10 protein-coding genes are annotated in these 12,780 nt (G+C 69.4%); 6 read left to right on the forward strand and 4 right to left on the reverse strand.

The genetic code is table 11. The features are described from left to right. Positions 1-76: 76 nt before the first annotated feature. Both IQ210_RS17150 and glxA read left to right on the forward strand, forming a co-directional pair. Positions 77-1,867 carry a glycosyltransferase family 2 protein gene (locus IQ210_RS17150; RefSeq protein ID WP_228047867.1) on the forward strand — a complete coding sequence of 597 codons (1,791 nt, stop codon included), beginning with the start codon at positions 77-79 and terminating at the stop codon, positions 1,865-1,867. A 3-nt stretch (positions 1,868-1,870) separates the two neighbouring features. Then, positions 1,871-3,826 carry a radical copper oxidase GlxA gene (gene glxA, locus IQ210_RS17155; RefSeq protein WP_194079871.1) on the forward strand — a complete coding sequence of 652 codons (1,956 nt, stop codon included), beginning with the start codon at positions 1,871-1,873 and terminating at the stop codon, positions 3,824-3,826. A gap of 12 nt (positions 3,827-3,838) precedes the next feature. Here the strand turns inward: glxA and IQ210_RS17160 are convergent, their stop codons facing one another. Beyond that, positions 3,839-4,840 (reverse strand): glycoside hydrolase family 6 protein, encoded by a 1,002-nt coding sequence (locus tag IQ210_RS17160; protein WP_194079872.1) that lies wholly within the window; start codon positions 4,838-4,840, stop codon positions 3,839-3,841. Positions 4,841-4,993: 153 nt separating this feature from the next. After that, complete coding sequence (locus IQ210_RS17165) at positions 4,994-5,974, reverse strand: ArsR/SmtB family transcription factor (RefSeq protein ID WP_194079873.1); 981 nt, start codon at positions 5,972-5,974, stop codon at positions 4,994-4,996. A gap of 80 nt (positions 5,975-6,054) precedes the next feature. Here IQ210_RS17165 and IQ210_RS17170 point away from each other — a divergent pair, with 80 nt between their 5' ends. Continuing rightward, positions 6,055-7,320 carry an MFS transporter gene (locus tag IQ210_RS17170; protein WP_194079874.1) on the forward strand — a complete coding sequence of 422 codons (1,266 nt, stop codon included), beginning with the start codon at positions 6,055-6,057 and terminating at the stop codon, positions 7,318-7,320. 21 nt (positions 7,321-7,341) lie between these two features. Continuing rightward, a complete protein-coding gene (locus tag IQ210_RS17175) occupies positions 7,342-7,851 on the forward strand; it encodes a MarR family winged helix-turn-helix transcriptional regulator (RefSeq protein WP_097269112.1) in 510 nt (169 codons plus the stop codon). Positions 7,852-8,324: 473 nt separating this feature from the next. Here the strand turns inward: IQ210_RS17175 and IQ210_RS17180 are convergent, their stop codons facing one another. Beyond that, positions 8,325-8,666: a DUF3817 domain-containing protein gene (locus tag IQ210_RS17180; protein ID WP_194079875.1), complete on the reverse strand. Its 342-nt coding sequence runs from the start codon at positions 8,664-8,666 to the stop codon at positions 8,325-8,327. Positions 8,667-8,730: 64 nt separating this feature from the next. Here IQ210_RS17180 and IQ210_RS17185 point away from each other — a divergent pair, with 64 nt between their 5' ends. Further along, positions 8,731-10,431 (forward strand): acyl-CoA mutase large subunit family protein, encoded by a 1,701-nt coding sequence (locus IQ210_RS17185; RefSeq protein ID WP_194079876.1) that lies wholly within the window; start codon positions 8,731-8,733, stop codon positions 10,429-10,431. A 49-nt stretch (positions 10,432-10,480) separates the two neighbouring features. On the opposite strand, the gene IQ210_RS17190 is transcribed toward IQ210_RS17185, so the two are convergent. Beyond that, positions 10,481-11,176 carry a TetR/AcrR family transcriptional regulator gene (locus IQ210_RS17190; RefSeq protein WP_228047868.1) on the reverse strand — a complete coding sequence of 232 codons (696 nt, stop codon included), beginning with the start codon at positions 11,174-11,176 and terminating at the stop codon, positions 10,481-10,483. Positions 11,177-11,412: 236 nt separating this feature from the next. Between IQ210_RS17190 and IQ210_RS17195 the strand changes: the two genes are divergently transcribed. Next, positions 11,413-12,393 (forward strand): tetratricopeptide repeat protein, encoded by a 981-nt coding sequence (locus IQ210_RS17195; protein WP_194079877.1) that lies wholly within the window; start codon positions 11,413-11,415, stop codon positions 12,391-12,393. The last annotated feature ends 387 nt before the right edge of the window (positions 12,394-12,780 follow it).

Genomic DNA, 12,780 nt, shown 5'->3' on the forward strand with positions numbered 1-12,780 from the left:
ACGGTCGCCCGGCTGGACCCTCCCAGTTCGACACACCCAGGAAACTCCACTTTTGTGTCCATATCGGGCATATCGGATGTTTCGATCACTGGAGGGCGCTGTGCGGCCGGAGGGCTACGACTACGACACCTACAGCCGACTGGCCGGACCGCTGACGGAGCCGTCCGGCTCGTCGTACCGGGTGCAGTACACCTCACTCCTCGCCGGCGAACCCCACCGAATACGCGCCATCCTGCTGATGTCCCTCGCACCGGTGCTCACCGGCGCCCTGCTGGTCTATCTCGTCTGGCCGACCCACTGGGTCGAGCGCGAGGGCGGCGACGCGTGGATGGTCTGGCTCGACATCACGATGCTCATAGCCATCGGGCTGATCGAGCTGTTCATGGTCGTCAACGTGGCCTCCGTGGCCCACGCGACCCTCGTCGCCCGCGACCCCGTCCCCGTCACCCCCGAACCCGGCACCCGCGTCGCCTTCCTCACGACGTACGTCCCCGGCAAGGAACCCCTCTCGATGGTCCGCGCCACCCTCGAAGGCGCCACGAAGGTCACCCACGACGGCCCGCTCGACGTCTGGCTCCTCGACGAAGGGGACGACGAAAAGGCGAAGGCCCTGTGCGCGGAGCTCGGCGTCCGGCACTTCACCCGGCACGGCGTCCCGGAGTGGAACCGCCCCAAGGGCGTCCACAAGGCCCGCACCAAGCACGGCAACTACAACGCGTGGATCGCCATGCACGGCGACGACTACGAGTTCTTCGCCTCGGTCGACACCGACCACGTCCCGCTCCCCGACTTCCTCGAGCGGATGATGGGTTACTTCCGGGACCCGGACGTCTCCTTCGTCGTCGGCCCGCAGGTGTACGGCAACTACCACAACCCCGTCACCAAGGCCGCCGAGTCGCAGCAGTTCCTCTTCCACGCGCTGATCCAGCGGGCCGGCAACCGCTACCGCTCACCCATGTTCGTCGGCACCAACAACGTCGTACGCATCGCCGCCGTCAAGCAGATCGGCGGCCTGTACGACTCCATCACCGAGGACATGGCCACCGGCTTCGAACTGCACCGGCACCGCAACCCGAAGACCCATCACCACTGGCGGTCCGTCTACACCCCCGACGTGCTCGCGGTCGGCGAGGGACCGGCCTCCTGGACCGACTTCTTCACCCAGCAGATGCGCTGGTCGAGGGGGACGTACGAGACGCTCTTCAAGCAGTACTGGAAGGCGCCGTTCACCATGCCTCCGGGGCGGCTGTTCTCGTACACGCTGATGCTCGTCTACTACCCGATGACGGCCGTCAACTGGCTCCTGGGCATCCTGAGCTGCTTCCTCTTCCTCTGGTTCGGCGCGTCCGGCACCCAGGTCGCCGCCTCCGTCTGGCTGATGCTCTACAGCGACGCGGCCGCCCTCCAGATCGGCCTCTACCTGTGGAACCGCCGCCACAACGTCTCCCCGCACGAACCCGAGGGCTCCGGCGGCCTCGCGGGCATGGCGATGTCGGCGCTCTCGGCGCCCATCTACCTCAAGTCCTTCGGCGCCGCCCTCCTCCGCCGCCCCAGCCGCTTCGTCGTCACCCCCAAGGGCGGGGACGCCAGCCCGGACCGGCTCCTCACCTTCCGCATCCATCTCTTCTGGGCGGTCCTCCTCGGGACCTCGCTGGCCGCCTCGGTCGTCCTCGACCACACCCATGTGGCCATGCGCACCTGGGCGGTCCTGGCGATGGCCATCTCGCTGGCCCCGGTGGCGATATGGGCGGCCACGACGCTCAAGGAGCGCAGGGAGCGGCAGTCGCTGCGCGCGACCGCACGAGTCGTCGACGGCAGCGAACCCGCCCTCGCCGCCACCTCCAGCACCACGACAGGAGGCAACTAGGCCATGGCCTACCAGCCGTCCCAGAAGACCAAGAAGACCGTCCTCGGCATCGGCGGCATCGCCATCCTCGCCGGCCTCAACGCCCCGGCCGCGCTGGACTTCGCGGGGAAGCAGTACAACGCGTACAAGATCGCCCAGCCCGAGTACCAGGCGAAGTACGGGAGTTGGGACACCGTCGACATCCCGGAGCAGTACCGCACCAACGCCATCCACGCGGCCCTGCTGCACACCGGCAAGGTGCTGATCGTCGCGGGCTCCGGCAACGAGCAGAAGAAATTCGACGAGGGCTCCTTCGACACGATCCTGTGGGACCCGAAGACGGACACCTTCAAGAAGATCCCGACGCCCGACGATTTCTTCTGCTCCGGCCACGCCCAACTCCCCGACGGCCGCCTGCTGGTGGCCGGCGGCACCGCCCGCTACGAACTCCTCGACGGCGAGATCGACCGGGCCGGCGGCGGCATGCGGGTGAAGAACGAGAACCCCGACAAGGCGATGGTCCTGAAGAAGGGCACCCGCTTCCGCTCGCCCGCCGGGGTCGAGTACGTCACCAAGTTCGACGTCACCGTGCCGAAGGCACAGAAGAAGTTCAAGATCACGTACAACGCCGCCGGTGTGATGCAGCCCTGGCAGACGAAGGTGTCGGCGAGCGAGGCCCGCGTCTTCGTCGAGGCCGTCGAGAAGGGCCCGATGTCGGTCACCGAGAAGCAGGCGCAGTACGAGGTCGTCGGCCTGAAGGGCGAGGACGCCGACAACGTCTACGGCCTGTCAGAGAAGATCACCCTCGACAAGCAGGACTTCCAGGGCATCCGTGCCGCCTACGAGTTCGACCCGATCGCCGAGCGGTACATCCCCGTCGACCCGATGGACAAGGCGCGTTGGTACCCGACCCTCGTCGGCCTCGACGACGGCCGCGTCCTCGCGGTCTCCGGCCTGGACGACGTCGGCGTGATCGACCCGGGCGACAACGAGATCTACGACCCGAAGACCAAGAAGTGGTCCCGCGGCCCCAAGCGGTACTTCCCGACCTACCCCGCGCTCTTCCTCACCAAGGGCGGCAAGCTCTTCTACCCGGCCTCCAACGCCGGTTACGGACCTGCCGACATGGGCCGCGAGCCCGGCCTGTGGGACCTGAAGACCAACACCTTCGAGAAGATCCCGGGCCTGCGCGACCCCGACGAGACGGAGACCTCGGCCTCCCTGCTGCTGCCGCCCGCGCAGGACCAGAAGGTGATGATCCTCGGCGGCGGAGGCGTCGGCGAGTCCAAGAAGTCGACCCCGCGCACCGCGGTCGTCGACCTCAAGGCGGACAACCCCGTCTTCAAGGACGGCCCCAACCTCCCCCAGGGGACTCGGTACCTGAACAGCGTGATCATGCCGGACGACACCGTCTTCACCTCCAACGGCTCCGAGGACTACCGCGGCCGCAGCGCCAGCAACATCCTCAAGGCGCAGTTCTACGACCCCAAGGACAACGTCTTCCGCGAGGCCGCGGCCCCGACGGTCGGCCGCAACTACCACTCCGAGGCACTGCTGTTGCCCGACGGCAGGGTCGCCACCTTCGGCTCCGACCCGCTCTTCGACGACCAGCAGAACACCAAGCTCGGCCACTTCGAGCAGCGGATGGAGGTCTTCACCCCGCCCGCCCTGCACCGCAACTCCGCCAACCGGCCGGTGCTGATGGACGGTCCGGAAGTCCTCGCCAAGAACCATCGCGCGACCTACCGCACCGACCACCCCGACCGGATCGTCAAGGCCCGCCTGATGCGGCCGAGCGCGGTCACCCACACCACCGACGTCGAGCAGCGCTCCATCGAACTGGGCCTGACCAAGGACGCCGACTCGGTGACGGTCGAGGTGCCCAAGGACCCGACCCTGGTCCCGCCGGGCTGGTACATGCTGTTCGTGACGGACGCCGACGGCACTCCGTCGGAGGCGAAGTGGATCCAGGTGAAGTGACGTACAAGTGACCTACGAGCCCTGGGCGTTGCGCGCCAGGCCCAGGGCGTACTCCGGCCACCACTGACCGGCGTTCGGACCACCCTCGCAGGTGCCGTCCGACTCGCCCGGCCGCTTGACCCAGAGGTAGGCGTCGAGTGCGGGATCGTCCGTCTTCGTGGTCGGCCGGGTGCCCAGGGCCCTGCCGGGCGGGTTGCACCACGCCCCCGGCAGCGGCCCGTTGCCGTTGCGGCTGGAGTCGATGACGAAGTGCTTGCCGCCGAGTTCCTCGGACAACTGGAGGCCGTACTTCTTGGTGACGGCGTCCGTCTGGAAGTTGGAGACGTTGAGCGAGAACCCGTCCGCCTGCTCCACCCCGGCCCGCTTCAGCGGTTCGACCAGCTTCCCCGGGTCCTTGATCCAGGACGGGTTGCCCGCGTCCAGGTACACCTTCGTGTTCGGCTGCTGCTTGAGCCGGTCGATCGCCTCGCCCAGCAACTGCTCGCGCTCCGCGTGGTACTCGCCGGGCGTGCACCCGTCCACGATGTGCGCGACGGCATCCGGCTCCAGCACGACCAGCGCCTTCGCGTCACCGAGCGCGTCGGCGAACTTCCCGATCCAGTCCCGGTACGTGCCCGCGTCGGCGGCCCCGCCCGCCGAGTGCTGGCCGCAGTCCCGGTGCGGGATGTTGTACGCCACGAAGAGTGCCGTACGGTCCGCCGTCTTCGCCGCCGCGGTCGCCGCCCGCACGGTCGGGCCGGGGTCGATCTCGCCGGCCGGCCACAGCGCGGCGGGCTGATCGGCGATCTTCTGGAGCAGCGCCGCGTCCGCCGTACGTCCCTCCCGCCGCCACAGCTCGATCTGCTCGGCGGCGGGGCTGGCCGGGTCCACCCAGAACGGTGAGTTCGGGTCCGGGCTGACGTTCGCGCTGGCCGCACCGGCGACGGAGGCCTCGTCGAGGTCGGAGGCGGATGAGCAGCCGGTGGTGAGGGTGAGGAGGGTGAGGGCGGCGAGGGTGTGGGTCAGCCGGGGCATGCTGCTCCCTTGCGCGAGGGTGACTTTTTGGTGACGGTTTGTCACCCATCGTTACATGTGGGGTGGGTTTGGCCTCGACTAAGAGCTTGGCTCGGGGGCTGGTGTGTCGTGTGCGGGCGCGTGGGTGGCTGGTCGCGCAGTTCCCCGCGCCCCTTAGGGCGTTGTCGTGAGGGCGATTCCTAGGGGGGTTCGTTCGTACAGGACCTGGTGGCCGTAGCGGCGTGATGTGAGCAGGCCCGAGTCGCGGAGGACGGTCAGATGTGCTGACACCGACGACTTGGCCAGGGCCAGGCGGTGGGCGAGGGACGTGGTTGTGGCGGGCTCGTCGAGGGCGGTCAGGACCGCTGCTCGGCCGCGGCCCAGGAGTCGTACGAGCGCGTCCGGCGTGCGGTCGGCGGGCTCCGTCCACAGGCCGCCGATGCCGCGTGCCGGGTAGACCAGCATCGGCTGCCAGGGCGGGTCGAAGCCGCTCACCACGTCCGGCCAGACGAAGACGCTGGGCATCAGGACCAGGCCCTGCCCGGCCAGGTGCCGCTCGTGCCGGCCGTTGCTCTCGACGGTCAGCGTGCCCGCGTCCCAGCCGCAGCGCCGGTTGATCTCCGGCAGCAGCCCGCCGAGTCCCACCTCGGCCAGCCGCCGTGAGTGGAACGCCACGTCCGCCTCCAGCAGGGCGCGCAGCCGGGGCCAGTCCGGTTCGATGAGCCGGTGCCAGGCCTCCTCCATGGCGTCCGCCAACTCCCGCACCATCCGCGCCGGATCGGCCAGCCAGGCCCGGCCGTACGACGACTCCAGCGCGCCCGGTGTGTCCGCGAGCGACTTGGCGGTGTCCTCCCGGGCCGCCTCGGGATCGGCGGCGCGGACCGCGGCGATCTCCTCCTCGAAGGTGACGGCCGCCCCGCCCGGCGGCGGGCAGAGCCAGTCGGGGGAGTGTCCCCGGCGCGGCATCAGCAGCCAGAGCGGGGTGAGGTCGAGGGTGGCGGCGGCGTCGCGGATGCGCCGCAGCCAGGGCGCGTGATAGCCGTGCCGGTCGGGCCGCTTGAGGGTACGGACCGCGTCCTGCGTCTCCCACAGCGGCGACACGGCGAAGCGGCAGCGGAGGAAGTCGTCCTCCCCGAAGTGCAGTCGCGACGGCATGAGGCCTCTCTGGGTTCCGGAAGATTCGGCTGGCACCGAAACTCTAGGGCGCGGGAGTGAGGGAGGGCCACGCTCTGCCCATGACGGACACGACCCTGAGCGCCCCACCCACCGGCTACGGCCGAGTCTTCGCCGTACGCGAGTTCCGTGCGGTCTTCGCCGCGCACCTGCTCTCGCTGCTGGGTGTGGTGGTCGCCGAGATCGCGCTGTCCGTCCTCGTCTACGACCTGACCGGCTCCCCTCTCCTCAGCGCACTGGCGTTCGCGCTCGGATTCCTGCCGTACGTCGTCGGCGGCACCCTGCTCGCGGGGGTCGCCGACCGTTTCCCGGCCCGGCGGGTGCTGGTGCTGTGCGACCTGGTGTGCGCGGCGTGCGTGCTGCCGATGACGCTGCCGGGGGCGCACATCGCGGTGCTGCTCGCGCTGCGGTGTGCGCTGGCCGTGGTGTCGCCGGTGTTCGCGGGGACGCGGATGGCGACGCTGGCGGACATCCTCGGGGACGGGGACCTGTTCGTGCTGGGGCGCTCGCTGCTGCGGATCGTGTCGCAGGGGGCGCTGCTGGCCGGGTACGGGGTCGGCGGGGTGCTGCTGACCGTCGTATCGCCGCGGCACGCCCTGTTGATCACGGTGGTCACGTTCTGCGCGTCGGCGGGACTGCTGCGGTTCGGTACGCGGCGGCGGCCCGCGCGGGCGGCGTCGTCGGGCGGGAACGCGCTGGTGACGGATTCGCTGAAGGGCGCGAGGCAGGTGCTGGCGGACCGCAGGGTGAGGGTGCTGCTGTTCCTGTTCTGGGTGCCGCCGATGTTCGCGGTGGTGCCGGAGGCGCTGGCGGCGCCGTACGCGGACGAACTCGGTGCCGGTTCGGTGGGGCTGGGGTTGCTGATGTGTGCGTTGCCGGTGGGGACGATCGCGGGCGAGCTGTGGGCGGGCGCCCGGCTCCGCCCGGCGGCGCGGGAACGGATCGCGTTGCCGTTGGTGTGCGTGACGCTGCTGCCGTACGTGGGCTATGCCCTGCGTCCGGGGCTGCCGGTGTCGCTGCTTCTCCTCTTTCTCTCGGGGGCGGGTTCGGCGTACACGCTGGGGCTGGACCAGTGGTTCGTGCGGGCGGTGCCGGAGGGGCTGCGGGGGCGGGCGATGACGCTGCTCACGGCCGGGTTGATGACGATCCAGGGGGTGGGGATGGCGCTGGCGGGGGTCGCGGCGCAGTTCGCGGGGGTGGCGTGGACGGTGGCGGGGGCCGGGGTGGTGGGGGCGGCGTGCTGTGCGCTGCTGGCGGCGGAGGCGCGGCGGACGGGTGGGGAGGGGGCGGCCCGACCGAATACCAAGACGGGGCTGACCACCATGTGACCGGCCGGTAAGGTCGGTGCCGTGCCGAAGCCCCTCAGTCTTCCCTTCGATCCCATCGCCCGAGCCGACGAGCTCTGGAAGCAGCGCTGGGGAAACGTGCCGTCGATGGCCGCGATCACCTCGATCATGCGGGCCCACCAGATCCTGTTGGCCGAGGTCGACGCGGTGGTGAAGCCCTACGGACTGACCTTCGCGCGCTACGAGGCGCTGGTCCTGCTCACCTTCTCCAAGGCCGGCGAGCTGACCATGTCCAAGATCGGCGAACGCCTGATGGTGCACCCGACGTCCGTGACGAACACGGTGGACCGCCTGGTGAAGTCCGGCCTGGTCGACAAGAAGCCCAACCCCAACGACGGCCGCGGCACGCTCGCCGTCATCACGGACAAGGGCCGCGAGGTCGTGGAGGCGGCGACCCGCGACCTCATGGCCATGGACTTCGGCCTCGGCGTCTACGACGCGGAGGAATGCGGCGAGATCTTCGCGATGCTGAGACCACTACGGGTCGCGGCGAACGACTTCGACGAGGACTGACACCGCCGACCCACCCGTCAACAGGCGCGAGCTCCTCGCACCTGAAGGTGATCTTCCCTGCGCATAATCGATCCGGTGCCGAGGGTGTGCTGCTTGCCTGCCGGGGGAACGGCCGCGGTGATGGCCACGGTGACTCTGAGGGCTGGAGGCTCGGCCCGTGCCAGTGCGACCGGGGCGACGCCGATCGGGACGTTCGACTACGACCTGCGGGGAGCGGGCGTGAAGGTCCCGGTGGGCTGCTTTTCGACGCACTCCATCGGCGGCTCAGGCACTGGAGGATCGACTTCGCCTATGCGGACACCGACAACAGGACGTACAAGACGTCACGCGGCGCGACGCACCTCGAGTGCAGGGGCAACCCCCTGCGGCGCGCCTCGGCTCAGCGGCTTCCGAAGTACGGGAAGGCCTGTGCGAAGTTCTATGTGAACGGGAAGCTGCGCGCCGTGCAGTGTCACTTCATCACGAAGTGAGGTTCAGGCCGCGGCGGTCTTGGCGGTCGCGTTCTCGGTGACGAGCGGTGTGACCTCGCGGGTCACCTTGCGCTCGACGAAGAAGGCGGCCGTCGGGACCGTACCGGCCAGCAGGACCCAGGCGAGGCGGCCCAGCGGCATCTTCGCCTTGGTGCCCAGGTCGAAGGCGAAGACCAGGTAGAGCACGTACAGCCAGCCATGGGCGATACCGACGCCGGTGACGAAGCCGTCGAACCCGTCCAGGCCCAGCAGCCGCTTCCCGATCACGCCGATCGTCAGCAGGATGAGCAGCACGGCGGTGACGTAGGCCATCACCCGGTAACGGGTCAGGACGCTCTTCTTCATGCCGTCGAGAGTAACGGGTGGTTTGCCGTCGACTTTTACTAGGACGTCCTAGTAAATTTGAAGCATGGACGCTGACGCCATCGAAGAGGGCCGCCGACGGTGGCAGGCCCGGTATGACGCTTCTCGTAAGCGGGAGGCTGACTTCACCACGCTCTCCGGGGATGCCGTGGAGCCGGTGTACGGGCCTCGTGCGGGGGATCGTTACGAGGGGTTCGAGCGGATCGGGTGGCCCGGGGAGTACCCGTACACGCGAGGGCTGTACGCCACCGGGTACCGAGGGCGGACGTGGACCATCCGGCAGTTCGCCGGGTTCGGGAACGCCGAGCAGACCAACGAGCGGTACAAGATGATCCTCGCCAATGGTGGGGGCGGGCTGTCTGTCGCGTTTGACATGCCTACCCTCATGGGGCGGGATTCCGATGATCCGCGGTCCCTCGGGGAGGTCGGGCACTGTGGAGTCGCCATCGACTCCGCCGCCGACATGGAGGTGCTGTTCAAGGACATCCCGCTCGGGGACGTCACCACCTCCATGACCATCAGTGGGCCTGCCGTGCCTGTGTTCTGTATGTACCTCGTCGCTGCGGAGCGGCAGGGGGTCGATCCCGGTGTGCTGAACGGGACCCTCCAGACCGACATCTTCAAGGAGTACATCGCCCAGAAGGAGTGGCTCTTCCAGCCCGAGCCCCATCTGCGGCTCATCGGGGATCTGATGGAGTACTGCGCCGCCGGGATTCCCGCCTACAAGCCGCTCTCCGTCTCCGGGTACCACATCCGCGAGGCCGGCTCCACCGCCGCGCAGGAGCTCGCCTACACCCTCGCCGACGGGTTCGGGTACGTGGAGTTGGGGCTCTCGCGCGGGCTCGACGTGGATGTGTTCGCTCCTGGGCTCTCGTTCTTCTTCGACGCCCACGTCGATTTCTTCGAGGAGATCGCCAAGTTCCGGGCGGCCAGGCGGATTTGGGCCCGGTGGATGCGGGATGTGTACGGGGCGAAGTCCGCGAAGGCCCAGTGGCTGCGGTTCCATACGCAGACGGCCGGCGTTTCGCTGACCGCTCAGCAGCCTTACAACAACGTTGTACGGACCGCCGTCGAGGCGCTCGCCGCCGTGCTCGGTGGCACCAACTCCCTGCACACCAACGCCCTCGACGAGACTCTTGCCCTCCCGAGTGAGCAGGCCGCCGAGATCGCGCTGCGGACCCAGCAGGTCCTCATGGAGGAGACCGGGGTCGCCAACGTCGCGGATCCGCTGGGTGGTTCCTGGTACGTCGAGCAGCTGACCGATCGCATCGAGGCCGACGCCGAGCGGATCTTCGAGCAGATCAAGGAGCGGGGGCTGCGGGCGCACCCGGACGGGAAGCACCCCATCGGGCCCATCACGTCCGGGATTCTGCGCGGGATCGAGGACGGGTGGTTCACCGGGGAGATCGCGGAGTCCGCGTTCCAGTACCAGCAGGCTCTGGAGAAGGGGGACAAGAGGGTGGTGGGCGTCAACGTCCATCACGGCTCCGTCACCGGGGACCTGGAGATTCTGCGGGTCTCTCACGAGGTCGAGCGGGAGCAGGTGCGGGTGCTGGGTGGGCGTAAGGCGGGGAGGGACGACGCTGCGGTGCGGAGCGCGTTGGAGGCCATGCTCGACGCCGCGCGGGACGGTTCCAACATGATCGGGCCGATGCTGGACGCGGTGCGGGCTGAGGCGACGCTGGGTGAGATCTGTGGGGTGCTGCGGGACGAGTGGGGGGTGTACACGGAGCCCGCTGGGTTCTGATCGTTGCCGCCGGCTGGGGCTGGGCGGGGGTGGGTCGCGCGGCCCGGCGCTACGGGGTGCCGCCTGCGCCCACCCGTGCCGCCCCAGCGGCACGACTGCCCGCAGGCTCAGCCGAGTTCGGAGTGTCCGACGCGCCCGCCAACCCCAGCAGCAACACCCGCGTGAACCCCCGTACCCACTCCTCGTCCGCCGGTTCCGCGCTTACCAGGGTGCGGTGGACCACTGCTCCCGCCACCACGTCGAAGATCAGGTCGACCGTGCGGGAGGCCTCCTCGGGGTCCGACTCGGGGGGTAGCTCGCCGCGCGTCTGGGCTCGGGCGCGGCCCTCCAGGACCAGGCGTTTCTGGCGGTCGACGATCGAGGCGCGGATGCGTTCGCGGAGGGCGTCGTCGCGGGTGGACTCCGCCACCACCGCCATCAGGCCGCTCTTCGCCTCCGGGCGGGCCAGGATCGCCGCGAACTGGAGGACCACGCCCTCGATGTCGGCGGCCAGGGTGCCGCGGTCGGGGAGGCGCAGTTCGTCGAAGAGTTCGGCGACGGCGTCCACGACCAGCTCGTTCTTGCCCGGCCAGCGGCGGTAGATCGTCGTCTTCGCAACCGCCGCCCGCGTCGCCACGTCTCCCAACGTGAGCTTGGACCAGCCCAGCTCCACCAGCGCCTCCCGCGTCGCCGCCAGGATCGCGGCGTCCGCGGCGGCGGAGCGGGGGCGTCCTGAGGCCCGTGGGACGGGAGTGCGGCTCTGCATCCCCCGACCATAACCGGCCATTCCTGTGAAGCCGTGAGGGAGATCACCGGAGGGTGGTCGTCAGGAGGCACTCAGTGCCATTACGCTACGACTCGTAGCGAAACCACTGGCGTGGGGTGGGGACCCGGCGTCGATCACCAAATAAACAGGCCCCGGCTTGAGGATCGGCCGGGGGTCCGGGGGTTGTCCCCCGGGGTATGGAGCACCTACGCGCGCGAACGGGGGAGGATAGGCGCATGCAGCCACGGAACATGTCCATGAGCGGAGTCGTCGACCTCGCCGCGGTGAAGGCGGCCCAGGAGGCCAAGGCGAAGGCGGAGCAGGCGCGGGCCGAGGCCGCGCGGCAGGGCGGCGGCCCAGGGGCCGTGTCGCCCGCCGACCTCGTCATCGACGTCGATGAGGCCGGGTTCGAGCGGGACGTCCTCCAGCGGTCCACCGAGGTGCCCGTCGTCATCGACTTCTGGGCCGAGTGGTGCGAGCCCTGCAAGCAGCTGAGCCCGGTGCTGGAGCAGCTCGTTCTCGAGTACAACGGCCGCCTCCTCCTCGCCAAGATCGACGTCGACGCCAACCAGATGCTGATGCAGCAGTTCGGGGTGCAGGGCATCCCGGCGGTGTTCGCCGTCGTCGCCGGGCAGGCGCTGCCGCTCTTCCAGGGCGCCGCCGGCAAGGAGCAGATCCAGCAGACCCTGGACCAGCTGGTGCAGGTCGCCGAGCAGCGCTTCGGGCTCACCGGCCTCACGGTCGACCCCGACGCCGCCCCCGGTGCCGCCCAGGACGCCGCTCCGGCCGTACCCGCGGGGCCCTACGACGCTCTCCTGGAGGCCGCCGTACAGGCCCTGGACGCGGGCGACTTCGGCGGTGCCGTCCAGGCGTACAAGAACGTACTGAGCGACGACCCGGGCAACACGGAGGCCAAACTCGGCCTCGCCCAGGCCGAGTTGCTGCACCGGGTGCAGGGGCTCGACCCGCAGCAGGTGCGCCAGGACGCCGCCGGGAAGCCGGCGGACGTGCAGGCGCAGGTCGCCGCGGCCGACCTCGATCTGGTCGGCGGACATGTCGAGGACGCCTTCGGGCGGCTCATCGAGACGGTGCAGCGCACCGCCGGTGACGACCGGAACGCCGTACGTGTCCGGCTGTTGGAGCTGTTCGAGGTCGTCGGGCCCGATGACCCGCGGGTGATCGCGGCGCGCCGGGCGCTCGCGCGGGCGCTGTTCTGACCGGGGCGAGGACCCCGTTCTGAGCAGCCTCTAAACGCCCGGGCATGTGGTGCCCGAGTGAAAGATTTGCCGATGGAGCGTCACTGCGGCCGCGCTTTACCAAATCTTGGTAATCGCGGCCGCTGTTACTGCAAGTAAGTTCTGGGCGTTGTTCTGTCGGATTATGTCCATCCGTCAACGTCTTTGTCCGGCCCCTCAGAGCTACCCGGAGTCGTCGGTCGAGACCAGCGGGTCGTTGTTCGGTTATCCGGCCGTTACTACCGAGTAACGAAGCCCCTTGTGCGGGCGGCGAGAATGCACCACGATCGGCGACGCTCGGTCCATTCCCCGTACCCCGACAGCCGGTCGGGCCCGCGGGAACTCCTGGGTCCCCACCGAGCAGAGCCG

This window comes from Streptomyces justiciae (assembly GCF_015163075.1).
In the GTDB taxonomy this organism is placed as follows: Bacteria; Actinomycetota; Actinomycetes; order Streptomycetales; family Streptomycetaceae; genus Streptomyces; species Streptomyces justiciae.

Coding starts and splice junctions, on each gene's coding strand:
- IQ210_RS17150 (WP_228047867.1), top strand. CDS start 77: ATGTTTCGATCACTGGAGGGCGCTGTGCGGCCGGAGGGCTACGACTAC.
- glxA (WP_194079871.1), top strand. CDS start 1,871: ATGGCCTACCAGCCGTCCCAGAAGACCAAGAAGACCGTCCTCGGCATC.
- IQ210_RS17160 (WP_194079872.1), bottom strand. CDS start 4,840: ATGCCCCGGCTGACCCACACCCTCGCCGCCCTCACCCTCCTCACCCTC.
- IQ210_RS17165 (WP_194079873.1), bottom strand. CDS start 5,974: ATGCCGTCGCGACTGCACTTCGGGGAGGACGACTTCCTCCGCTGCCGC.
- IQ210_RS17170 (WP_194079874.1), top strand. CDS start 6,055: ATGACGGACACGACCCTGAGCGCCCCACCCACCGGCTACGGCCGAGTC.
- IQ210_RS17180 (WP_194079875.1), bottom strand. CDS start 8,666: ATGAAGAAGAGCGTCCTGACCCGTTACCGGGTGATGGCCTACGTCACC.
- IQ210_RS17185 (WP_194079876.1), top strand. CDS start 8,731: ATGGACGCTGACGCCATCGAAGAGGGCCGCCGACGGTGGCAGGCCCGG.
- IQ210_RS17190 (WP_228047868.1), bottom strand. CDS start 11,176: ATGCAGAGCCGCACTCCCGTCCCACGGGCCTCAGGACGCCCCCGCTCC.
- IQ210_RS17195 (WP_194079877.1), top strand. CDS start 11,413: ATGCAGCCACGGAACATGTCCATGAGCGGAGTCGTCGACCTCGCCGCG.